The organism is Nocardia jiangxiensis NBRC 101359 (assembly GCF_000308615.1).
GTDB classification, from domain to species: Bacteria; Actinomycetota; Actinomycetes; order Mycobacteriales; family Mycobacteriaceae; genus Nocardia; species Nocardia jiangxiensis.
Genome location: NZ_BAGB01000058.1, coordinates 40,998 through 63,336, shown reverse-complemented (window position 1 = coordinate 63,336; position 22,339 = coordinate 40,998). Strand labels below are relative to the sequence as shown.

Annotated in this window: 20 protein-coding genes and 1 pseudogene; 15 read left to right on the top strand and 6 right to left on the bottom strand. The window is 66.1% G+C overall.

Features of this window, described 5'->3' with window-relative positions; translation table 11 throughout:
- Positions 1-18: 18 nt before the first annotated feature.
- From ON40_RS25835 to ON40_RS25815, 5 genes are all read right to left on the bottom strand, one after another.
- Positions 19-1,260, bottom strand: a complete 1,242-nt coding sequence (locus tag ON40_RS25835) for an acyl-CoA dehydrogenase family protein (protein ID WP_040827020.1) — start codon at positions 1,258-1,260, stop codon at positions 19-21.
- 71 nt (positions 1,261-1,331) lie between these two features.
- On the bottom strand, positions 1,332-2,723 hold the full coding sequence (locus tag ON40_RS25830; RefSeq protein WP_373281974.1) for an acyl-CoA dehydrogenase family protein: 1,392 nt from the start codon (positions 2,721-2,723) through the stop codon (positions 1,332-1,334).
- A 272-nt stretch (positions 2,724-2,995) separates the two neighbouring features.
- Positions 2,996-4,177 carry a citrate/2-methylcitrate synthase gene (locus ON40_RS25825; protein WP_245567991.1) on the bottom strand — a complete coding sequence of 394 codons (1,182 nt, stop codon included), beginning with the start codon at positions 4,175-4,177 and terminating at the stop codon, positions 2,996-2,998.
- A gap of 132 nt (positions 4,178-4,309) precedes the next feature.
- Positions 4,310-5,095 carry a histidinol-phosphatase gene (gene hisN / locus ON40_RS25820; protein ID WP_040827018.1) on the bottom strand — a complete coding sequence of 262 codons (786 nt, stop codon included), beginning with the start codon at positions 5,093-5,095 and terminating at the stop codon, positions 4,310-4,312.
- A gap of 23 nt (positions 5,096-5,118) precedes the next feature.
- Positions 5,119-5,928 (bottom strand): SDR family oxidoreductase, encoded by an 810-nt coding sequence (locus tag ON40_RS25815; RefSeq protein ID WP_040827016.1) that lies wholly within the window; start codon positions 5,926-5,928, stop codon positions 5,119-5,121.
- 291 nt (positions 5,929-6,219) lie between these two features.
- Here ON40_RS25815 and prfB point away from each other — a divergent pair, with 291 nt between their 5' ends.
- From prfB to ON40_RS25740, 15 genes and pseudogenes are all read left to right on the top strand, one after another.
- On the top strand, positions 6,220-7,338 hold the full coding sequence (prfB, locus tag ON40_RS25810; protein ID WP_040827014.1) for a peptide chain release factor 2: 1,119 nt from the start codon (positions 6,220-6,222) through the stop codon (positions 7,336-7,338).
- Positions 7,339-7,486: 148 nt separating this feature from the next.
- On the top strand, positions 7,487-8,347 hold the full coding sequence (locus tag ON40_RS25805; protein ID WP_040827012.1) for a mechanosensitive ion channel family protein: 861 nt from the start codon (positions 7,487-7,489) through the stop codon (positions 8,345-8,347).
- The gene (locus tag ON40_RS52110) at positions 8,334-8,492 is read left to right on the top strand and encodes an Rv3103c transmembrane domain-containing protein (RefSeq protein ID WP_157186422.1); all 159 of its coding nucleotides are present in this window, start codon (positions 8,334-8,336) and stop codon (positions 8,490-8,492) included. Before ON40_RS25805 ends, ON40_RS52110 begins: the two co-directional genes overlap by 14 nt.
- A 75-nt stretch (positions 8,493-8,567) precedes the next feature.
- Positions 8,568-9,257: a cell division ATP-binding protein FtsE gene (gene ftsE / locus ON40_RS25800; protein WP_040827011.1), complete on the top strand. Its 690-nt coding sequence runs from the start codon at positions 8,568-8,570 to the stop codon at positions 9,255-9,257.
- Complete coding sequence (ftsX, locus tag ON40_RS25795; protein WP_040827009.1) at positions 9,257-10,162, top strand: permease-like cell division protein FtsX; 906 nt, start codon at positions 9,257-9,259, stop codon at positions 10,160-10,162. Before ftsE ends, ftsX begins: the two co-directional genes overlap by 1 nt.
- A 123-nt stretch (positions 10,163-10,285) precedes the next feature.
- Positions 10,286-12,388 (top strand): DNA helicase RecQ, encoded by a 2,103-nt coding sequence (gene recQ, locus ON40_RS25790; RefSeq protein ID WP_373281972.1) that lies wholly within the window; start codon positions 10,286-10,288, stop codon positions 12,386-12,388.
- Between the two features lie 55 nt (positions 12,389-12,443).
- Positions 12,444-12,677, top strand: coding sequence for a WLR motif membrane protein (locus ON40_RS25785; protein WP_040827005.1), 234 nt, complete (start codon positions 12,444-12,446; stop codon positions 12,675-12,677).
- 90 nt (positions 12,678-12,767) lie between these two features.
- Positions 12,768-13,010: a WLR motif membrane protein gene (locus ON40_RS25780; protein WP_040827003.1), complete on the top strand. Its 243-nt coding sequence runs from the start codon at positions 12,768-12,770 to the stop codon at positions 13,008-13,010.
- Between the two features lie 111 nt (positions 13,011-13,121).
- Positions 13,122-14,087 carry an AraC family transcriptional regulator gene (locus ON40_RS25775; RefSeq protein WP_040827001.1) on the top strand — a complete coding sequence of 322 codons (966 nt, stop codon included), beginning with the start codon at positions 13,122-13,124 and terminating at the stop codon, positions 14,085-14,087.
- A gap of 606 nt (positions 14,088-14,693) precedes the next feature.
- On the top strand, positions 14,694-15,332 hold the full coding sequence (locus tag ON40_RS48335; protein WP_157186421.1) for a DUF4232 domain-containing protein: 639 nt from the start codon (positions 14,694-14,696) through the stop codon (positions 15,330-15,332).
- Between the two features lie 456 nt (positions 15,333-15,788).
- Positions 15,789-16,781: a quinone oxidoreductase family protein gene (locus ON40_RS25760; protein ID WP_040826997.1), complete on the top strand. Its 993-nt coding sequence runs from the start codon at positions 15,789-15,791 to the stop codon at positions 16,779-16,781.
- On the top strand, positions 16,778-17,671 hold the full coding sequence (locus tag ON40_RS25755) for a TauD/TfdA dioxygenase family protein (protein ID WP_040826995.1): 894 nt from the start codon (positions 16,778-16,780) through the stop codon (positions 17,669-17,671). The genes ON40_RS25760 and ON40_RS25755 overlap by 4 nt, the downstream gene beginning before the upstream one ends.
- A 40-nt stretch (positions 17,672-17,711) precedes the next feature.
- On the top strand, positions 17,712-18,764 hold the full coding sequence (locus ON40_RS25750) for a beta-keto acid cleavage family enzyme (RefSeq protein ID WP_040826993.1): 1,053 nt from the start codon (positions 17,712-17,714) through the stop codon (positions 18,762-18,764).
- A gap of 100 nt (positions 18,765-18,864) precedes the next feature.
- Entirely contained in the window at positions 18,865-19,446 is a 582-nt protein-coding gene (locus ON40_RS25745; protein WP_040826991.1) for an RBBP9/YdeN family alpha/beta hydrolase, read from the top strand.
- Between the two features lie 61 nt (positions 19,447-19,507).
- Positions 19,508-21,097 (top strand): annotated as a pseudogene (locus ON40_RS25740) (long-chain-fatty-acid--CoA ligase).
- A gap of 32 nt (positions 21,098-21,129) precedes the next feature.
- Here ON40_RS25740 and ON40_RS25735 read toward each other — a convergent pair.
- Positions 21,130-22,167: an AraC family transcriptional regulator gene (locus ON40_RS25735; protein WP_040826989.1), complete on the bottom strand. Its 1,038-nt coding sequence runs from the start codon at positions 22,165-22,167 to the stop codon at positions 21,130-21,132.
- Positions 22,168-22,339: the final 172 nt, after the last annotated feature.

Sequence of the window (22,339 nt, the reverse complement as noted above, 5' to 3'; positions counted from 1 at the left end):
TCCTCGTTGTGCGACAGCCTATTTCAGCTCGGTGCTGTTCAGTTCCAGGACGCGGCGGGCGACGATGAGCTGCTGGATCTGTTGGGTGCCTTCGAAGATATCGAGAATCTTCGAGTCGCGGCTCCACTTCTCCAGGAGGGTGCGCTGCGAATAGCCCAGGGCGCCGGCCAGTTCGACCGCCTTGAGGGTGACGTCGGTGCCCATCCGGCCCGCCTTGGCCTTGGACATGGAGGCCTCGAGCGAGTTGGGCTTCTTGTTGTCGGCCATCCAGCCCGCGCGCAGTGCCAGCAGGTAGGCGGCCTCCCAATCGGCTTCCAGCCGAAGGAATTCCGCGGCGGCGGCGTGCTGGTTCATCGCGGGGGTGTCGTAGGAGATCTCCACACCGGCCTCGGTCAGGATGGTGCGCAGTTCCTCGAGCGCGGCGCGGCCGACGCCGATGGCCATCGCGGCGACCAGCGGGCGGGTGTTGTCGAAGGTCTGCATGACCCCGGCAAAACCCTTCTCCACGTTGACTTCCGGGCTGCCGAGGATGTTGTCCTTCGGAATCCGGCAGTCCTCGAGCCGCAGTTCGGCGGTGTCGGACGCCTTGATGCCGAGCTTGTGCTCGAGCCGGGCCACGGTGAGTCCCGGTGCGCCCTGCGGCACCACGAAGGATTTGATGGCCGCGCGACCCTTGCTGCGGTCGACCGAGGCCCACACCACGATGTGGGTGGCGCGCGAACCGGCGGTGACGAAGATCTTGGTGCCGTTGAGCACCCACTCGTCACCGTCGAGGGTGGCGGTGGTGGTCACCGCGGCCGAGTCGGACCCGAACGAGGGTTCGGTGATGGCCATCGCGGCCCACACCTTGCCGAAGCGCTCGAGCTGCTCGTCGGTGGCGACCGCGGCGATGGCGGCGTTACCCAGGCCCTGATAGGGGATCGAGAGCATCAGGCCCACATCGCCCCAGGAGGTTTCGAGGGCGTTGAGCAGTGCGGACATATTGCCGCCGTTGGAGTTTCCGAGCAGCTCGGTGGCGTGCGAGTCGGCCTCGCCGTCCGCCTTGGTCTCCGACTTGCGGCCACCGGTCGCGCCGGAGATGTCCTGCGTGCCGGAGTCGGCCAGGCCCTCCACCATGGCGGCCATGGTGTCCAGCTCGACCGGGTACTCGTGTTCGGCGAGATCGTATTTGCGCGAGGCCGGGCGGAAGATCTCCGCCGCGACCTGGTGGGCCTGATTGGCGCTGGCCCGCAGCTTCTTGGGCAGTTCGAGGTTGATCATGGATTCGGCTCCATCAAGGGGATGGGGGTCGCGGGACTACCCGCGCGACACCGGTGGGATTCGGGGGCTCGTCAGACCAGAATCAGGCCCTCGGCGATGCCGATGGCGCGCAGATCGCGGTACCAGCGCTCGACGGGGTGCTCCTTGGTGTACCCGTGGCCGCCGAGCAGCTGCACACCGTCCAGGCCGATCTGCATACCTTTGTCGGTGGCCAGCTTCTTGGCCAGGGCGGCCTCGCGGGCGAAGGACAGGCCCTGCTCCGCGCGGGATGCGCCACGCAGGGTGACCAGACGGATGCTGTCCAGCTCGATGGCGATATTGGCGACCATGAAGGCCACGGCCTGGCGATGCGCGATCGGCTCGCCGAATGCCTCGCGCTCCTTCACATAGGGCTTGACGTAGTCCAGGACGGCTCCGGCGGTGCCGGCCGCCAGCGAGGCCCAGCCCAGCCGGGCCAGACGCACCGCGTCGGCGTAGTCCTCGGCGTGCTGCGCGGCATCGCCGTCGCCCAGCAGTGCGTCGGTGGCGACCGGGACGTTGTCCAGGATCAACCGGCCCAGGCCCGCGGCCCGCAGACCCATGCTCGGATCGGCCTCGATCACCAGGCCGGGGGTGTCCGATTCGACGACGAAAAGCGCTGGGCGGCCGTCGAGTTCGGCGCCGACGATGAACAGCTCGGCATCGGCGGCTGCCGGGACGAGGCTCTTGACGCCGTTGAGCCGGTAGCCGCTGGGCGAGCGAGTTGCCTTGGTGGACAACGCGAACGGATCGAACAGCGGACGCGGCTCGCTGATCACGACCGAGGACTGCGGGACGTTCTCACCGGTGAACGCGCCCAGATAGGTCTTCTGTTGAGCGTCGGTGCCCCACTGGGACAGCGCGACCGCGACGCCCGACGGGGCCAGGATCGGCAGCGCCAGACCCATATCGCCGTACGCGAGCGCCTCGGCGACAAGGGAATTGGTGACCGCGCCGCGCTCGGTGGCCGCGCCTTCGAGCTCCTCGGGCACGTTGATCAGCGTGATGCCCAGCTCGGCGGCGCGCTCGAGCAGATCGCGCGGGGCCGCGGTGGCGGAGTCGGCCTCGTGGGCGGCCGGGCGCAGGATCTCTCCGGCGAAGTCGCGCACCGTCTCGACGATCATCTGCTGCTCGTCGGACGGGGTGAGGTCGAAGTAGTCCTTGCCGCGGGATTCGTTGGCGGGCAGCCGCTTCGGCTTACCGCCGCCCGACACCTTGCCGAATGCGCGGGTGGCCGCGCCGAGGGTGCGGAAGCCGGTCTTGGTGCTCTCGTAGGTCCATCGTTCGATGGGCTTGCGCAGGTTGTACTTCTCAGCCAGCTCCGAGCCCGTGATGGTCGTCATGACTCGCATGGCCGCGCCCATCCAGTCGCGCTTGACCGGGTTCAGCCCGACGGCGGAATCCGGACGTCGCTTCGTTGCGGTGTCTCGAGTGCTCATAATCACCAGTCTTCTCGGGGTGTGGGGGTGATCGGGTGGTCCCAGCTTCTTACTTGAGAGTAAGTCTATCTTACTCCAGAGTAAGAACGCCGCCAACCGGGAGCACACACACCGCGATCTCGACCACAACGCCCCGGTCCGGACCGGTTGCGCGGGTGATGTCCCTGCCGGTGCGTACCCACAGCGCGGGTGCGATGAACAATCCGACCGGCCGGGACCGGCCCCGTCGCGACCGCCCGGCAACTTCCGTGCTCGCGACGGGACCCGGCTCGGATCGGCTAGGGGATCGGTTGCGGCGCGGGCGGCCCGACATAGCGGGCCGAGGGCCGGATGATCCGCGGATCCTCGGCCTGCTCGAGGATGTTGGCGCACCAGCCCACCACGCGGCTGGTCGCGAATGTGGGCGTGAACATCGAGCGCGGAACCCCGCACAACTCCATCACCACGCCCGCGTAGTACTCGACGTTCACCGGCAGGGTTCGCCCGGGTTTGAGCTCGGCCAGCAGGTCCAGCACGCGGCGTTCGGCGGTGGTGGCGAACTCGACCAGATCGCCACCCATACTCCGGGCGATCTCGCGCAGCATGCGGGCGCGGGGATCCTCGGTCCGATAGACCGCGTGCCCGAAACCCATGATCCGCTCACCCGCGAGGATGCGCCCGCGCACCCAGTCGTCGATCGCCTCGGGACTGCCGATCTCGTCCAGTAATTCCAGCGCGCGATCCGGCGCGCCGCCGTGCAGCGGTCCGGAGAACGCGCCGATCGCGGCCACTACCGCCGCAGCCACATTCGCGCCGGTCGAAGTCGCCACGCGCGCGGCGAATGTCGAGGCGTTGAATCCGTGATCCACCGTGGAAATGAGATATTTCTCGATCGCCGCCGCGGTCGCAGGGGTCGGAATTTCGCCGGAAATCATATAGAGCCAATTCTCGGCCGAGGTCAGATCCTTTCGCGGCGCGATCGGGTCGGCGCCCTGCCGGAGGCGATACAGTGCGGCCAGGATGGTCGGCGACACCGCGCTGACCACGAGTGCGCTGTGCCGCCGCAGCGCGGGGTCGGCGTCGTAGACCGGCGGCAGGTCCGCGGCGACGGCTACCAGTGACAATGCCGCGGACAGGCCGCTCAGCGGGGCGAACTTCGGACCCGTCGTCGCGATCGCGGGCAGGACGGCCGCGACGTCGGCCGGGATCTCCCGCAATGTGGCGATCTCGGCGCGAAAACCCTCGAGTTCCGCCGCATCGGGCAGGCGGCCGTGCACGAAGAGAAACCAGACATCGTCGAACGAGCATTGCTGTGCCAATTCGATCGCCGAATACTGTCGATAATGATAGAAACCGGCACTGCCCTGTACGTCGCCCAGGGTGGTTTCAGTGACGATGACATTCTTCAGTCCGCGCGGAACTTCGATGAAAGTATCGCGACCGTCCGCGCGGCCAGATGTCATTTCGCTGGAGTTCGTCATGCCCACCACTGTCCGGCCGATGATCGGCTCGGTCAATATTGATTTACGTCAACATGGGAATTTTCCTGCAACGCGAATATTTGTGAATTATTTCGAGCGTTCGCTTAATCGAGCGAATTTCCGGGAAATTGCTCACTTCTCCAGACGGGCGAGAACCTGTTCGTGCAGCAGCCCGTTGGTCGCCACGGCGCTGCCGCCGTGCGGGCCCGGAGTGCCGTTCAACGCCGTGAACGAACCACCGGCCTCCCGGACGAGCACATCCAGCGGGGCCAGATCCCACAGCGAGACCTCGGGTTCGGTGGCGATGTCGACCGCACCCTCGGCGAGCAGGCAGTAGCTGTAGAAGTCGCCGTAGCCGCGGGTCCGCCAGACCTCGTCGGTGAGGCCGACGAGCTGTTCGCGCAGGCCCAGATCGCGCCAGCCGGACAGGCTCGAGATGGCCAGGCTCGCCGAGCCCAGTTCGGCGACCGCGGACACCGAGATCGGTTCGGGCTCAGCGCCGATCACGCTCGTCCAGGCTCCGGAACCGGTGGCCGCCCACCAGCGCCGGAACAGCGCGGGCGCGCTGATCACGCCCACCACCGGAACACCGTCCTGCAGCAGCGCGATCAAGGTCGCCCACACCGGAACGCCGCGCACGAAATTCTTCGTGCCGTCGATCGGGTCGATCACCCACTGCCGGCCGGAGAACTCGGCATTGCCGCCGAATTCCTCGCCCAGCACCGCGTCCTGCGGGCAGTACCGGCCCAGCGTCGCCCGCAGCGCCTTCTCCACGGCCAGGTCGGCGTCGGAGACCGGCGTCAGATCGGGTTTGCTGTCGACCCGCAGATCCAGCGCCCCGAACCGGTCGCGGGTGATCGTGTCGGCCTCCTCGGCCAGACGCAGGGCGAGGTCGAGGTCGGCGGTGTGGTCGGTCACGGCCTGAAGATTACCGGGGACGCTCAGGACTGCTCGAAGCTCCACACCGCAGGCCAGTCCTTACCGCGGAACGCCGCGTCGATGCCGCCGTCGCAGAAGATCACCGAGCCGACGAAGAAGGAGGCCCGATCCGAGATCAGGAATCCGGCCAGTTCGGCGATCTCCTCCGGCCGTCCGGCCCGGCCGATCGGGGTCGCGCCCAGGAAGCCCTTCATTCCCTCGCCGACCAGCGGATCGGTGGTGCCCTCCTGGGTCATCGGGGTGTCGATGATGCCCGGGGCGATGGCGTTGATGCGGATACCGTCCTTGATCAGATCCGCCGACCGCGTCCGCGCGTACCAGGCCAGGGCGGCCTTGGTGGCCGGATACGCCTGGATCGCACCCCATTCACCGAAGGAGTTCGCGATCTCCCGCGCGCGATCCTCTTCGCCGGCCAGGCAGGCCTCGGCCAGATCGACCGGCCAATTCGGTTGCGTCGTCGTGGAATTGGAGGACACCAGGACCACCGAGGCCGAGTCGGAGTTGCGCAGCAGCGGCAGCACGCCCTCGAGTACGGTGATGGCCCCGAAGTAGTTGACCGAGACGACCAGATCCCCGGGTCGCCCGGTGGCGGCGGCGACACCGGCGAAGGGCAGGAAGCCGTCGAGAGTGCCCTCGCTCAGACGGGTGATCTCGGCGATCGCGTGGGCGCGGCCGTCGGCGGTGGACAGATCCGCGGTGACGTCGGCGTCGTGCAGATCCACGCCGATCACGCGATGTCCGGCCTTCTCCAGATGCGCGACCACCGCCGCGCCGATTCCCGACGCGCTGCCGGTGACCGCGAGGACGCTCACGACTGCACCTCACTGCTGCCGGACCCCTGCGCGGCCGTGCCGATCGCTCTCATACAACCTCCTCGTCGACGGTGCTTACGCCCTTCACCCTGCGAGGCTACAAGCGCCGCAGACGATTCGATCCCGCTCAGCGAGACTGCCCCCGAATCCGGAATGCGCTGTCGGCGCGGCAGATCCGGCACGCTCCCGGTCCGCCGATCCGATCGGCGCGCACCGCGCGGGCCGCGCCCGGCACAGCCCCGCCGACGTCGTATTTCATCGTGCCGAGCGCGGACGGTAGATTGGGACATCGTGCATCCCGACGTCACTGCTGATCTCGCCGAACTCGACACGACTCTCAAGACGGTCGAGTCGGTGCTCGACATCGACGAGTTGCGCCGTCGCATCGATGAGCTCGAACACCAGGCCGCCGATCCGGACCTGTGGAACGACCAGGAGCACGCGCAGCAGGTCACCAGCGAGCTGTCGCACGCTCAGGGCGAGCTGCGCCGCGTCAGCGATCTGCGGCAGCGCCTGGACGATCTGCCGGTGCTCTACGAACTCGCCGAGGCCGAGGAGGGCGAGGCGGCCACCGAGGCCCTTGCCGACGCCGACGCCGAACGCGCCGCCCTGCACGCCGACGTGGAGGCGATGGAGGTGCGCACGCTGCTGTCGGGCGAGTACGACAAGCGCGAGGCGCTGGTGAACATCCGCTCCGGCGCCGGTGGCGTCGACGCCGCGGACTGGGCGCAGATGCTGATGCGCATGTACGTCCGGTGGGCCGAGCGGCACAAGTACGGCGTGGAGATCTACGACACCTCCTACGCGGAAGAGGCCGGGATCAAGAGCGCGACCTTCGCGGTCAAGACGCCGTATGCCTACGGCACGCTGTCGGTGGAGATGGGCACGCACCGGCTGGTGCGGATCAGCCCGTTCGACAACCAGGGCCGCCGCCAGACCTCCTTCGCCGAGGTCGAGGTGCTGCCCGTGGTCGAGACCACCGACCACATCGACGTGCCCGAGGGCGATATCCGCGTCGATGTGTACCGCTCCTCGGGCCCCGGCGGGCAGAGCGTCAACACCACCGACTCCGCGGTCCGCATCACGCACATCCCGACCGGCATCGTGGTCACCTGTCAGAACGAGAAATCGCAGCTGCAGAACAAGATTTCGGCGATGCGCGTGCTGCAGGCCAAACTGCTCGAGCGCAAGCGGCAGGAGGAGCGCGCCCAGATGGACGCCCTCAAGACCACCGAGGGCGCGTCCTGGGGCAACCAGATGCGTTCGTATGTGCTGCACCCGTATCAGATGGTCAAGGATCTGCGCACCAATTACGAGGTGAACAATCCGACAGCAGTACTCGACGGTGAGATTGACGGCTTCATCGAAGAGGGAATCCGTTGGCGGATGCGCCAGGGCGCGGAAGAGTAATCCGGGGTTTGCTCGGGATCAGGCCAATCACGGCACAATCACGACGTTTCGAACGACGCGAGCGCCGTAGTAACCTGTTGGACGTGTGTTCGGGTGGCAGCATGGCAGATTCTGACGGGTGTGGGCCGAGGTCGGCAGAGGTGAGGGGATGACCGCGAATCTCGCCGACGGCTCGACCCTGGCCGGGGTCGGCGCATGGGCGCGCTCGGGTGGCCTGGAGATCGTGCTGTTCGTGATCGGCGCGATGCTGTTCAGCCGGTTCGCCCAGTTCGTCCGGGATCGGATCATCCGCCGGATCGATGCGGGCTTCCAGGGCAGTGATTCGCTGGTCCGCTCCGAAGCGGCCAAGCACCGGCACGCGCTGGCGCAGGTGGTCACCTGGGTGCTGCTGTCCATCGTCTACTTCCTGGTCGCGCTGGAAGTGCTGCAGCGCTTGGGCTTTCCGCTCGGCGGCCTGGTGGCCCCGGCGGCGGTGATCGGTGCCGCGCTCGGTTTCGGCGCGCAACGCATCGTGCAGGATCTGCTGGCCGGATTCTTCCTGATCACCGAGCGGCAGTACGGATTCGGCGATGTGGTGAGTATCGCGGTCACCGGGCAGACCTACCCTGCCGAAGGGACCGTCGAGGACATCACGTTGCGGATCACCACGTTGCGCAATCCGGACGGTGAGGTGATCACGGTGCCCAACGGACAGATCGTGAAAGTCACGAACCTGTCCAAGGATTGGGCGCGCGCGGCGATCGACGTGCCCGTTCCGGCGACCTCCGACATCACCAAGGTCAACGAGATCCTGCACGATGTCGGCGCGAAGGCGTTCGCCGATCGGAAACTGAAATCGCTCCTGCTGGACGAGCCCACGGTGATGGGACTCGAGGACCTCACCGTCGACCAGATGAACATCCGCATGGTTGCCCGCACGCTGCCGGGCAAACAGTTCGAAGTCGGCCGCGAGCTCAGGGTACGGGTGGCCGCGGCGTTACGCCGGGAGGGCATGAGTGAAACTGCGTAAATCCACCGCGGCTCTGATCGCCGTCTGGGTCGCCACGTTCGTTTTGTACGTATTCGTCAAGCCCGCTACCCCGGATCACAGCGGGTTCTCACCGATTGCCAATACGATTCCGAAATCGGTGATTTCATCCACACAGACCAAGTGACCCGAATGTGACACGAGGCAATTACCGGGTGTGTGCCGGAGAGCGCACTTGCATTGCTGGCTACACTGGCACCTCGTGATCACCCTGCGGAACGTCACCAAGTCATACAAAACCTCGACGCGTCCCGCGTTGGACAATGTTTCGGTCGAGGTGGAAAAGGGCGAGTTCCTGTTCATCATCGGGCCGTCCGGATCGGGTAAGTCGACGTTCATGCGGCTGCTGCTCAAGGAGGAGCGTCCCACCGAAGGCGAGGTCCACGTCGCGGACTTCCGGGTGGATCGCCTGGCCGGGCGCAAGGTGCCCAAGCTCCGGCAGCGGATCGGCTGCGTATTCCAGGACTTCCGGCTGCTGCAGCAGAAGACGGTGGAGCAGAACGTGGCCTTCGCGCTCGAGGTGATCGGCAAGAACCGCAAGTTCATCAATCGCGCGGTGCCGGAGGCGCTGGATCTGGTGGGCCTGTCCGGTAAGGCCGACCGGCTGCCCAGCGAGCTGTCCGGCGGTGAGCAGCAGCGTGTCGCGATCGCGCGGGCGTTCGTGAACCGGCCGCTGGTGCTGCTGGCCGACGAGCCCACCGGCAACCTCGACCCCGATACCAGTCAGGACATCATGACCCTGCTCGAACGGATCAACCGCGTCGGCACCACGGTGTTGATGGCCACGCACGACAACCACATCGTCGACGCGATGCGCCGGCGCGTGGTGGAACTCGATCGTGGCCGCCTGGTCCGCGACGAGGCGACCGGCGTGTACGGGGTGGGCCGGTAATGCGCGGAGCGTTCCTACTGAGCGAGGTCCTCAACGGCCTGCGCCGCAACGTCACGATGACCATCGCGATGATCCTGACCACCGCGGTCTCGCTGACCATGCTCGGCGGCGGTCTGCTCGCGGTGAAGATGGCCGACAAGACCGAGCAGTACTTCCTGGATCGGCTCGAGGTGCGGCTGTACCTGGACGACGCCGTGTCCGCCACCGATGTGGACTGCTCGAAGGATCCGTGCAAGACGTTGCTCTCGGACCTGAAGGACACCTCGGGTGTGGTCTCGGTGCAATACCTCAACCGCGCGGACGCGATCCGCGAGGCGAAGGAGAAGACGTTCAAGGATCAGCCGGAGCTGGCCGCCTACGTCGCACAGTCGCCGCTGCCTGCCTCGATGCGGGTGAAGATGACCGATGCCAGCGCGTATCCGAGCATCCTGCAGAAATTCCAGGCCCGGCCCGGCGTGAAGTTCGTGCGCAACGACAAGGATGTGGTCGACCGCCTGGTCAGCCTGTTCGACGGTCTGCGCAACGCGGCGTTCGGCCTGGCGGTGCTGCAGGCGTTCGCGGCGGTGCTGCTGATCGCGAACATGGTGCAGATCGCGGCGTTCACCCGGCGGGAGGAGGTCGGCATCATGCGGCTGGTCGGCGCGAGCCGCTGGTATACGCAGTTGCCGTTCCTGCTCGAGGCGGTGGCCGCGGCGATCGTCGGTTCGGTGCTGGCGGTGATCGGGTTGCTCGTGGCGCGGCCGCTGGTGATCGATCAGGCACTGGGGTCGCTGTTCGAATCGAAGGTGTTCCCGCGCATCACCGGTGACGACGTCCTGCTGGTCGCGATGACGATCGTTCCGGTCGGGATCGTCTTCGCCGCCGCGACGGCTTACGGGACGTTGCGCTACTACGTTCGCGAATAGCGCCGCACCCCTTACCCGCGCACGCACCCGCTCCAGCGTTCGGAGCGGGTGCGTTGTGTTTGCGGCGGGTGCGGCTGCGGGAGAGTGCTCGCGCGGTCGGCGAGGATCCGTAGGATGTCGGGGGTGAGTTCGCAGGAGACGCTCGAGACGGTGGCCGATTCGCTGATCGATCAGTCCGGCGCGGGTGCCGAACCCGATGCGGCGCAACAGGTTCTGCGGCGTGTGTTCGGCTACGACAGTTTCCGCGGATTACAGCACGAGATCGTCTCGCAGGTCATCGAGGGCGGTGATGCGCTGGTCCTGATGCCGACCGGCGGCGGTAAATCGCTGTGTTATCAGATCCCCGCGCTGGTGCGTTCGGGTGTCGGCGTGGTGGTCTCACCGCTGATCGCGCTCATGCAGGATCAGGTCGACGCGCTCAATGCCCTCGGCGTGCGCGCGGGCTTCCTGAACTCGACTCAGTTCCCCGACGAGCGTCGCACGATGGAGCAGCAGTTCCTCGCCGGTGAACTCGATGTGCTCTATCTCGCCCCTGAGCGGTTGCGCCTGGACTCCACGCTGCAACTGCTGGACAAGGGCGAGGTGTCGGTGTTCGCGATCGATGAGGCGCACTGTGTGTCGCAGTGGGGCCACGACTTCCGGCCCGACTATCTGGCGTTGTCGGTGCTGCACGAGCGCTGGCCCGATGTGCCGCGCATCGCGCTGACCGCCACCGCCACCGAGGCCACCCGTCGCGAGATCGCCGAACGCCTGGATCTGACCGGTGCGAAACATTTCGTCGCGGGCTTCGACCGCCCGAACATCCAGTACCGGATCGAGCCGAAGAACCGGGCCGATCAGCAGCTGCTGAGCTTCATCAGCTCGGAGCACGCCGGTGATGCGGGCATCGTCTACTGCCTCTCGCGCAACTCGGTCGAGAAGACCGCCGAATTCCTCACCCGCAACGGCATCGAGGCGGTGCCGTATCACGCCGGGCTCGACGCGCGCACCCGCGCGACCAACCAGTCGCGCTTCCTGCGCGAGGACGGGCTGGTCGTCGTGGCGACCATCGCGTTCGGCATGGGTATCGACAAGCCCGACGTGCGGTTCGTCGCCCATCTGGACCTGCCCAAATCGGTGGAGGGCTACTACCAGGAGACCGGTCGCGCCGGTCGCGACGGCCTGCCGTCCACCGCCTGGATGGTGTACGGCCTCAACGACGTCGTCCAGCAGCGCAAGATGATCGACTCCTCCGAGGGCGATGCCGCGCACCGCCGCCAGTTGCAACTGCATCTGGACGCGATGCTCGCGCTGTGCGAGACGGTGCAGTGCCGTCGCACCCAGCTGCTGGCCTATTTCGGCCAACGCGGTGAACCCTGCGGCAACTGCGACACCTGCCTGAATCCGCCGGAATCCTGGGACGGCACGGTGCCCGCGCAGAAGGTTCTCTCCGCGGTGCTGCGGCTCAAACGCGAGCGCGGGCAGAGCTTCGGCGCCGGGCACATCGTGGACATCCTGGTCGGCAAGTCCAATCCGAAAGTGTTGCAGCACAAGCACACCGAACTCAAGGTCTTCGGCGTCGGCGCGGAGTTGCGCGACGTCGAATGGCGCGGGGTGGTCCGGCAGATGCTCGCGCAGGGCCTGCTGGCGGTGCAGGGGGACTACGGCGTCCTCGTGCTCACCGAGGCCAGCGAGGAGGTGCTGTTCAAGGGGCGTCAGGTCGCGCTGCGGCGTGAGCCCGAACGGGCCAAGGCGGCGAAAGCGCCGCGCGCCAAGGCATCTCGTCTCGCCGCCGCCGATCTGGCTCCGGCCGATGCCGGGCTGTTCGAACGGCTGCGGGCCTGGCGCGCGGCCACGGCCAAGGAGCAGGGCGTTCCGGCGTATGTGGTCTTCCACGACGCGACGTTGCGCGAGATCGCCGCTCGCCGACCCGCGAGCCTGGCTCAGCTCGGCGAGATCAGCGGCATCGGGGAGAACAAGCTCACCAAATACGGCGACGGCGTGCTGGAGACGGTCGCGGGGGAGCCGGAGTCGGGCGAATCGACTGCTCCCGCGTCGTCGAGTCCGCCTCCTGCCCCGGCTCGCTCCCGTGCTGCTTCGACCTCGCGCCCGGCCCCCACAGCGTCGCGGACCCGGGCCGCCGCCCGGCCGGAACCGCCCCGGGAGCCGGTTTCGGAGGCGTCGGCCTGGGATCACGAACCGCCGCCGGACTGGGATTTCGAACCGCCGCCGGACGATGGGTACTGAGCGTGACATCGAACAATCCGTTTATCGGAACCCGAAATGTGGGTAACTTTCGGACATGACGCTCGGTAACGATGATGTGGCCGGTGGTGGCGTGGGCCCCACCGAGGTGCCGACCCTCACGGTGACAGGGCCTGACACCGAGCCACATCCGGGCGCAGCGGGGCATTCCCGCCACCACCGGCTGTGGCCGCGTCGGCAACAGCTCGGTCGGCCCCGGGTGTCCACCCTCGTGCTCATGTCGGTGTGGGTCGCGGTTCTGGCCCTGTATCTGGAGATACGCCCGGCATGAGTCGGCGCGCGCCTGCGGCAACGGCACGAACCCATTCCGATTCGCGCGAATTACGTAAGTCCGCAGGCGCACCCGGATAGCGTTCTGGGCATGGTTCATCACGACCATCACTCCGATGGTGGCGATTCCCAATCCGGTGGTTCCGATCGGGATCAGGCGGATGCGCCCGAGTCGGTCGCCGCTCGCGGCCGCGGCCTCGATGGAACTGTCGACACCGGCTGGTTGCGTCCGCATACCTATCGTCATCTGGGGCATCCGCGGATTTCGACGATCATCCTGCTGATCGTGTGGATCGCCCTATTGGTGCTGTACCTCGAGGTGCACACCGGCTGATCCGGTTCCGAGCGCAACCGAGTTCGGATTTCGGCCGAGCGCGCCTGCTTCGGCGCCTTGGTATGTTGAAAGCCCTTGTAGCCTCGAAGCGGTACGCGAAAGGGTGTCCGTGTGACCGATCCCGAGTACCGGACAGAACGCGTCTCCACGAACGATGTCGAGACCAGAACCGATCGGGCTGCGCTCTGGCACAACTATCTTCGTACCAGGCAGGGATCGGTCGGCCTGGCCTTCCACAGCGGCGACGACTTCTATTCCTCCGCGTTCGCCCAGGAGGTGGGCCCGCTCCAGGTCGTCGAGTTCCGGTCCGACCCGCTGGATTACCAGCGCTCGCAACGAAATGTGCGAGACGACGGTGACAACAGCTACCGGCTCCTCATTCCGCTGGAAGGGAAATTCGAATTCGCACAAGGTGATTCGAGGGAGATCGTCCAGCCCGGCAAACTCGCGTTCTTCCACTGGGGCCACCCCATGTACATGCGGCAGGACGAGACGCTTCGTGCGTTGATCATGACCATCCCCGAAAAGTCCATCACCCTCGCCCGCGCCGCAGACGCCCCGCTCGCCCTGGACGAGAGGCGGCCGCTGGTACGCCTGCTGGCGAATCAGGTCCGCGAACTCGTCGCCTGCCGCCAGGAGTGGACCGCGCAAGATTTCACCGTCGCTTTCTCGGGCGCGCTCGCACTGCTCGATGGCGTGCTCGACCCGGTCCGGCCCGTCACGCCCGACAACCTCTCGGGTGTCGCTCGACGGGCGCGTGCGTTCATGGAGGTCCACGCCGGCGACCACACGGTGACACCGGAGGCCATCGCCGAGATGTGCGGCTGCTCCCTGCGCACGCTGCACAACGCGCTCAAACAGGCCGAGGGGCTCGCGCCGGGCGCGATGCTGCGCACGATCCGCCTCGACCGCGCACGTCGGCGACTGTCCATCCCGTTTCCCGTGGACATGGACAGAATCGCCTTCGAGACGGGCTTCAGCACGACACGCAGGTTCCGAGAGAGCTTCCGGCAGCACTTCGGACAGACTCCGGCCCAGTGGCGCGACCAGCTCTTGGGTATGGCCGCCGAGGGATAACCGGCACGGATCCTCCTGCGGCACGTCGCAATTCGGCTGCCGCCGTCGCAACGACGAGGTAGGGCTTGCCGAAAAACGTCGCAACTTTGCCGGAAAACGGTAGAGACCCGGCCGCGTCGACGCCTAACGTTTTCGAACAAGCACAACCTCGCCCGCCGGTTCGGCGTGCGCCGGCCCGCGCTCGCGGTGACCTGCACTTGTGATGTTTCGGAGGGGAATACATTCACAGGGCAGGATTGTGCGGCCGGTTCTCGGGGTCGCCCGCACGGGGATGGCGGGCGACTTCAACCGGCGCAGCGCTCATGGCGCTGTCCGACCGGTCGGGCGCCACCGGCGGACAGTGCGGTTCGTCGAACGTCTCGGTACCGGGTGAACCACTGAAATTGCGCCGGATATCGCCAATTTCTCACAGAGGTTCGGTAAATATCGCATGGCAGTCGCAAAGCGTTTACAGCTCGGATCTGTGAAAAATCGCGCATATCAGAATTTTCGTCGAGTGCAGGTTGTCGCAGCACGGGTGCGGTGGTGAGGCTGTAAGGTCTGCACCGGATTCAGGACATTGTGGGAGGTTGGCGAAACCTCTTTCGTATATCGATGGGAGTGGGCGTGAAATACAGGCATCCGGTGGGGATCGCTGTCGCCGTGGCAGGGGTCGCGCTGTCGGTCTCGGGCTGTCAGGGAAGCGATTCGGCGACGCCGGGGACGACACCGCAGGCATCGTCCGCTCAGCAGGCCGCGTCCCCCGCGCCTCCTGCCGCCACGGGGGAGCAGCAGTCGAATACGGCATCGCCCTGCCACACCGCGGACCTGTCGGCCCGGCTCGGCTCGCAGAAGAAGGTCCCCGTGAACGTCCAGGGACAGCTGGGAGCCGCTGGTACGCACTACAATCTGCCGCTCATCTTCACCAACCACTCGACACATGCCTGCGTCATGTCCGGCTTCCCGGGAGTCGATCTGGTCGGACCGGGTTCGACCTACTCCCTGCCGCGAGTGGGCAACGCGTCGCCCGTGACCCTCGCCCCGGGCACCAGCGCGCACAGCGTCATCTATTACATCGACCCCTCGGGCAGCCTCCCGCCGGGCGAGCCGGCGACGCTGTGGACGCCGACGAAGGTCTCGGTCACCCCGCCGAACGAAACCACGCAACTCGCTGTGCCGTGGAGCGTCGGAAATCCGGTCGACAATGGAGACAAAGCGTCCGGCGCCACCGCCGCTCATATTCAGCCGATTCAGGCCGGAGCCTGATATACGAGTTTTTCGGCAATCGGGGAACGAACCGCGAAAAATGTGAGCGGAATTCGTTCCCCGATTCGCTGCATGAAGCGAGCGGACGTATCGGACGGCCGCTGAATGAAATGGGCAAGTTCGTCCGGCGTCCGCAACGCCTCGGTCTCGATCCGCGTGACGGGAGGCGCGGCATCACCACTACTGACCTGGGCGCGTTCCTGGTTGACAGCGCTGGAACAGGGGTCCCGGGGCAGGGCTCGCATGACGTGGCAATTGTCCCGATATGAACAGAATAATGTCCCGCAGAGGTAAGAAAATCTCCATTCGAATGCCTACCGTTGATTGCATCAGAGGCAGTGCGACGGTCGGCGAGCCGAGATTCGCCACCTGCCCGATGAACGGGCAATTTCGCGAACTGTGCGGCACCTGTCGTCGGGGACGAGCGTCCCCGCTCGGTGGAGGAGGAGATACCCTGTGGCACAAGCATTTCGCTTCTACGAGACCGGTGCGCCCGAGGTGCTCCGGTGGGAGCAGGTCGAAGTCGGCCGACCAGGCCAGAACGAGGTGCGGATTCGACACCGAGCCGTGGGCCTGAACTTCGCGGACACCTATTTCCGGACGGGGCTGTACCCGGCGCCGCTTCCCGCCGGGATGGGAGTGGAAGCCGCGGGGGTGATCGAGGCCGTCGGACCCGGTGTCACCGATTTCGCCGCGGGCGATCGGGTCACCTACACCGGCAGTCCGCTGGGGGCCTACAGCACCGAGCGGGTGATGCCCGCAGAACATCTGATCCGGCTCCCGCGCGAGATTCCGTTCGACACCGCCGCCGCGATGACCATGCGCGGTCTGACGACGGCGTACCTGCTTCGCCGCATCCATCCGTTGCAATCCGGTGACATCGTGCTGTTGCATGCCGCAGCCGGTGGGGTGGGCCTGATCTTCACCCAATGGGCGAAACTGTTGGGTATCACCGTGATCGGGACGGTATCCAGCGAACACAAGGCCGAGATCGCTCGCGCGCACGGCTGCGATCACGTCATCGTGTACACCGAAGAGGATGTCGCGCAACGTGTTCGCGAGCTGACCGATGGCGTGGGTGTCCGCGTGGTCTACGACAGCATCGGCCGCACGACCTTCGAATCGTCGCTGAATTCGCTGGCGCGGCGCGGACTTCTGGTGTGTTTCGGAACCTCGTCCGGACCGATCCCGCCGATCGACGCGATGCAGCTGGCGGTCAAAGGGTCGGTGTTCGTCACCCGCCCGGCCCTGGCCGACTACATCGCCGATCCGGCCGAACTCGCCGAACTCGCCGACGAACTCTTCTCCCACGTGGCACAGGGACGCATCCGCATCGGCATCAATCAACGCTACGAACTCGCGGACGCGATTGCCGCACACCGTGATCTGGAGTCCGGTGCGAGCATCGGCTCGTCGGTACTCACCGTGGACCAGGAAGGATTGTCATGACAAGCATTGCCCCCGTTGATATTTCGACCAGCTCAGCGCCATTCGATATACGACCGCTGACCTGCGCCATCGGCGCGGAGCTGTCCGATCTGGACCTCGGCGAGGTCGCCCGCGACGACACCCTGTTCGCCGCGCTGCGGGATGCGCTGCTCGAGCACAAGGTGCTGTTCTTCCGCGATCAGAACATCAGCCGAGCCGAACATGTCGCTCTCGCACAACGTTTCGGTCCGCTGGAGGATCATCCGGTGCTGGGCAGCGATCCCGAGCATCCCGGCCTCGTTCGCATCTACAAGGATCTCGACAGCGGACCCGAGCACTACGAGAACTCCTTCCACTGCGATGCGACGTTTCGGGAGGCGCCGCCGATGGGATGCGTCCTGCGCTGCGTGCAGACGCCCGCGGTCGGCGGCGACACCATCTGGGTGAATATGGCCGAGGCGTACCGGCGTCTGCCCGAAGAGGTGCGATCGCGGATCGAGGGGTTGCGGGCACGCCACTCCATCGAGGCCAGTTTCGGTGCGATGCGGCCGACCGAGGAACGCCTGCGGCTGCATGAACAGTTCCCCGACGCCGAGCATCCGGTGGTGCGCACGCATCCCGAAACCGGTGAGAAAGTGCTGTTCGTCAACGCTTTCACCACGCACTTCGTCAATTACCACACCCCGCAGAACGTGCGCTTCGGCATCGACTACGCCCCCGGCGCATCCGAGCTGCTGAATTATCTGATCCGGCAGGCGAGCGTTCCCGAATATCAGGTCCGCTGGCGGTGGACCGAGAACAGCTTCGCGATCTGGGACAACCGCTGCACCCAGCACTACGCGGTGCAGGATTACTTCCCCGACGTTCGCAAGATGGAACGAGCGGGCATCATCGGCGACAAGCCGTTCTGAAATATCTTTCACCACAATAGATTTCGCCAGGAGTTGTATCATGTTCTTTCACGACGACGCCCTTTTTCCCGAGAACCAGGAGAAGCTGGTCATCACCGTCGCGCCCTACGGTCCGGAATGGGAACTCGACGATTTCCGCGACGACCTGCCGTTGACGATGGACGAGCACGTCCAGCAGGCGGTGGACTGCTACGAGGCCGGCGCCACCGTCCTGCACATCCACGTGCGCGAGCTGGACGGCAAAGGATCCAAGCGGCTGTCGCAGTTCAACGAGCTGCTGAGCCGCTTGCGCGAGGCCGTTCCGGATATGATCCTGCAGGTCGGCGGGTCGATCTCGTTCGCGCCGGAGGGCGAGGGCGCGGATGCGAAGTGGTTGTCCGACGACACCCGCCACATGCTCGCGGAATTGGATCCGAGGCCGGATCAGGTCACCATCGCCATCAACACCAGCCAGATGAACATCGTGGAATTGATGACCGACGACGATATCGCCGGGACGTCGTTCACGAGGCCGGAGGTCTACGAGGCGTATCGCGAAATGTACGTCCCGGCCGGGCCGGGCTGGGTCGAGGAACATCTGAAGCGGTTGCAGGCCGCCGGAATTCAGCCGCATTTCCAGCTCTCCAGCATTCCGCAGCTGGAGACCGTGGAGCGGCTGATCCGGCGGGGCAGGTACACCGGTCCGATGATGGTCACCTGGGTCGGCATCGGCGGCGGCTTCGACGGCCCGAACCCGTACAACATGATGGAGTTCATCCGCCGCGTTCCCGATGGCGCGGTGCTGACGCTGGAGACGCTCATGCGCAGTTGCCTCCCGGTCAACACCATGGCGATCGCCATGGGTCTGCACACCCGCTGCGGTAACGAGGACACGCTGTGGGGTCGCAAGGGCGAGAAGATGACCTCGGTACAGCAGATCGAGCAGCTGGTCCGCATCGCCGGAGAACTGGGCCGGGACGTGGCGACCGGTAAGGAAGCGCGCCAGATCTACCGGCTCGACGAGCACTACCGCGATGCCGACGAAACGCTGGCGAAGATCGGTTTCGCGCCGAACCGCAAGCCGGGACAGGTCGGTTTCACCCACCACGCCTGAGCGGGGCGGCACTCCGGCGAGCGGTCCGGTTCTCCGCTCGCCGGTTTCTGTCCTCCGCGTTCGTTCCGGCGCACCTACTCTCCGAAGGAGTTGCAGCACAGTGCAATCCGATTTCGAACCGACCGTGGTGATCGTCCCTGGACTGCGCGATCACGTCCTCGATCATTGGCAGACCAGGCTCGCCGCGGAGCTCGAGCGGGTGCGCATCGTGCCGGCGCTCGAGCAGGACGAGCTGAGCCTGGCGGCTCGGGTGGCGGCATTGGATCGGGTGTTGTCCGAGGTGGACGGGCCGGTGGTGCTGGTCGCGCACAGCGCCGGGGTGATGATCAGTGTGCACTGGGCGCAGCAGCCGACGCGGGATGTTCACAGCGCCTTGCTGGCCACCCCCGCCGATATCGAAACACCTTTTCCCCCTGGATATCCGACGACGGAGGAGCTGAAGCAGCATGGGTGGCTTCCGATTCCGCGTGGCCAGCTTCCGTTCCCGAGTGTCGTGGCCGCGAGTACCACCGATCCGCTGGCGTCCTTCCGGCGGGTCGCGGGTATGGCCGAGGCGTGGGGTAGCCGACTGATCGACCTCGGCGATGTCGGACATCTCAATCCCGCTTCGGGTTTCGGCCCGTGGAGCCGAGCCCGTGAGTTGCTGAGCGAGACCGTCGATCTGGTGGAGGGTGCGCGGTGACCCAGGTGCGCTCGACAGTGTCCGGCGCATCCATACCCATCGAAAACCGAGGATGATGCCCGTGTTCAATCTCGCGATGCTGCTGGAGGATTCGGCCCGCCGCCATCCGCACCTGGACGCCGTCCGCTCGGGTGACGATCGAATGACCTACGCCGAGTTGGATTCCCGGGCCTGCCGGGTGGCCGATCTGCTGATCGCCTGTGGCGTCGAGCCGGGCGACACGGTGGCGCTCACCTGCCCGAATCTGCCCGACTTTCCCGCGGTCTACTACGGAATCCTGAAGGCCGGAGCCGTCGTGGTGCCGCTCAATATTCTGCTCGAGCCCGCCGAGATCGCCTACCATCTGCAGGATTCCGAAGCTGATGTCTACATCTGCTTCGAGGGTGATGGCGAATTGCCCACGGGCGCATATGGAGTCGAGGCATTCGGCCGGACTCCGGGCTGTCGGGAGATGTTCCTGATCACCGCCGATCCCGCCGCGTCGTCGCCGTACCCCGGAGTGGAGACGCTCGATCACGCACTCGTGCCGCAACCGGCGAACTTCGACACGGTGATGCGACGGCCCGACGACACCGCGGTCATCCTCTACACGAGCGGTACTACCGGAAAACCCGAGGGCGCGTAGCTGACTCACGCGAATATGGTGATGAACGCGCTCACCGCCAACCGACTGTTCGACAGTGGCTCGGAACGGGCCGACACCCATCTGGTCACGCTGCCGCTGTTCCACGCGTTCGGTCAGACCATCTCCATGAACTCCGGCCTGTCCACCGGCGCCACGCTGGTGCTGATGCCGCGCTTCGACGCCGCCGTCGCCCTGCGATTGATGGTCGACGAGCGGATCACCTTCTTCGCCGGTGTCCCGACGATGTATTGGTCTCTGCTGCAAGCGATTTCCGATGACATCGACACCTCGCACGTGGCCGCTACCCTACATCGCGCGGTATCCGGCGGTGCGGCATTGCCGGTGGAGATCCACTCGCGTTTCGTGCAGCGCTTCGGGGTGCGCATTCTCGAGGGGTACGGCCTGTCGGAAACCTCGCCGCTGGCGATCTTCGCCGATCCGCAGCGGGACCCGCGGCCCGGATCCATCGGCGTGCCGGTCTGGGGAATCGAGGCACGGCTGATCGACGCGGACTGGAATACCGTCACCGGTGCCGGCGACGTGGGTGAACTCGCGATTCGCGGGCACAATGTGATGAAGGGCTACTTGAACAGGCCCGCGGCGACCCGCGAGACGATCCGCGACGGGTGGTTGCGGACCGGTGATCTGGCCCGGTGTGACGAGGACGGCTGCTACTACATCGTCGACCGGGCGAAGGACATGATCGTGCGCGGCGGATTCAACGTCTATCCGCGCGAGATCGAGGAGACCCTGCTGACCTGTCCGGGGGTGTCACTGGCCGCGGTGATCGGGGTTCCCGACGAACGGCACGGCGAGGAGATCGTGGCCTTCGTTGTCCCCGAACCGGATTCGCGACTCGAGGCAGATGGGATGATCGCGTGGTGCCGGGAACGCCTGGCCGCCTACAAATATCCGCGGCACATCCACTTCACCGATGCGTTGCCGATCACCGCGAGCGGCAAGATTCTCAAACGCGAACTGCGGATTCCCGGCCCGGCGGACGCCGCTGTGGCATCCGGCCGCTGAACATGGAAAAGGGATTCGCCGCGATTGCCGCGCTATGATGCTGGGCCCGTATTACTGTCGTGGACAGCATCTTTCGACGCAGCCCGACGCCATTGGCTCGGGCTGCACCCGTGCTGGCTGCGGAACCAGCGGGTGAAGCTGGCGGGGCTGGAGAAGCCCAGCATTTCGGCGATCTCGGTGAACGAGCGTCCCCGATTCCCCACCACGCGGCGGGCCAGATCGATGCGGGTACTGTCGAGAATCTCCGAATAGGTGCACCCCTCGTCGGCCAGGCGGCGGTGCACGGTGCGGCGGTCGACGCCCAAGCTGCGGGCGACCTGGTCGGCGGAGCAGCGTCCGGTCGGCAGCAGCAGTTCCACGAGTTCCTGCACCCGATCGCGAACCGCCGTCTCGGCCGTTGTGCTCACCGAGTCGAGCAACTGCTGGGTATACGGGCGCAGCAGCGGGTCCGACATCGGGTTCGCGGTGTCGAGATCCGTTGTGTACAGCGTCATTCCGGTGAACTCGTGGTCGAACTTCAGCTGCGAGCCGAACAGTCGCCGATGGGTGGTGCGATCGCGCGGTGCGGGATGGGTGAAGGTGGTTTCGGCGGGCTGCCAGCTCGCTCCCAGAAATCCCCGCAGGATGCCGTGCATCGCGCCGATCGCGAGTTCGGTGGCCTGGCGGGTGCTGCGGTGTTCGCCGATGTCCAGATGCAGGCGGACGCTGGCGATTCCGTTGCGTTCGGTGAGCCGGATGTACAACGATTCGTTGTAGGCGTGCTGGTGGCGGACCATCAGCTCGAGTGCGCTGCGCACATCGGGCTCCTCGCGGATGACGAGGCTGAGCGGGCCGAGATTGGACAGGCGTCGCCGTTCGGCGAGCAGCAGCCCGAAATCCTCGCGGCCGGATTCGGCGGCGGAGCGTTCCAGTAGCTCGGTGACGGCCGAGGCGGGCACCCATCGATCCTGCATGCTCAGACTCGCGGGATCGAGCCCTGCCTCGCGGACCAGCCGGGCCGGATCCAGGCCCAGGGACTGCCCGAGAGCCACGTAATCGTTCAAGGCCGCGTACCGCGCCAGGGGCTTCATGACCGCCTTTCGGTGTCCCGAATTGTCCGCATCTATGTCCCCCAGAGTAAAGCATGATGGGTTATTCCGGCCTAGTGTCGTCTACGTCACACCGAGACGGGTGTGCATCCGATTCCCGGCGCCGAATCCGGAATGCGTTGCGGCGCATCCGTATCTTTCACAGTCCGGCTGA

Excerpts from the sequence above, each read along its gene's own strand:
- ON40_RS25835 (WP_040827020.1), bottom strand. The coding sequence starts at position 1,260 with ATGATCAACCTCGAACTGCCCAAGAAGCTGCGGGCCAGCGCCAATCAG.
- ON40_RS25825 (WP_245567991.1), bottom strand. The coding sequence starts at position 4,177 with ATGACGAACTCCAGCGAAATGACATCTGGCCGCGCGGACGGTCGCGAT.
- ON40_RS25805 (WP_040827012.1), top strand. The coding sequence starts at position 7,487 with ATGACCGCGAATCTCGCCGACGGCTCGACCCTGGCCGGGGTCGGCGCA.
- ftsX (WP_040827009.1), top strand. The coding sequence starts at position 9,257 with ATGCGCGGAGCGTTCCTACTGAGCGAGGTCCTCAACGGCCTGCGCCGC.
- ON40_RS25785 (WP_040827005.1), top strand. The coding sequence starts at position 12,444 with ATGACGCTCGGTAACGATGATGTGGCCGGTGGTGGCGTGGGCCCCACC.
- ON40_RS25780 (WP_040827003.1), top strand. The coding sequence starts at position 12,768 with ATGGTTCATCACGACCATCACTCCGATGGTGGCGATTCCCAATCCGGT.
- ON40_RS25755 (WP_040826995.1), top strand. The coding sequence starts at position 16,778 with ATGACAAGCATTGCCCCCGTTGATATTTCGACCAGCTCAGCGCCATTC.
- ON40_RS25750 (WP_040826993.1), top strand. The coding sequence starts at position 17,712 with ATGTTCTTTCACGACGACGCCCTTTTTCCCGAGAACCAGGAGAAGCTG.
- ON40_RS25735 (WP_040826989.1), bottom strand. The coding sequence starts at position 22,167 with ATGAAGCCCCTGGCGCGGTACGCGGCCTTGAACGATTACGTGGCTCTC.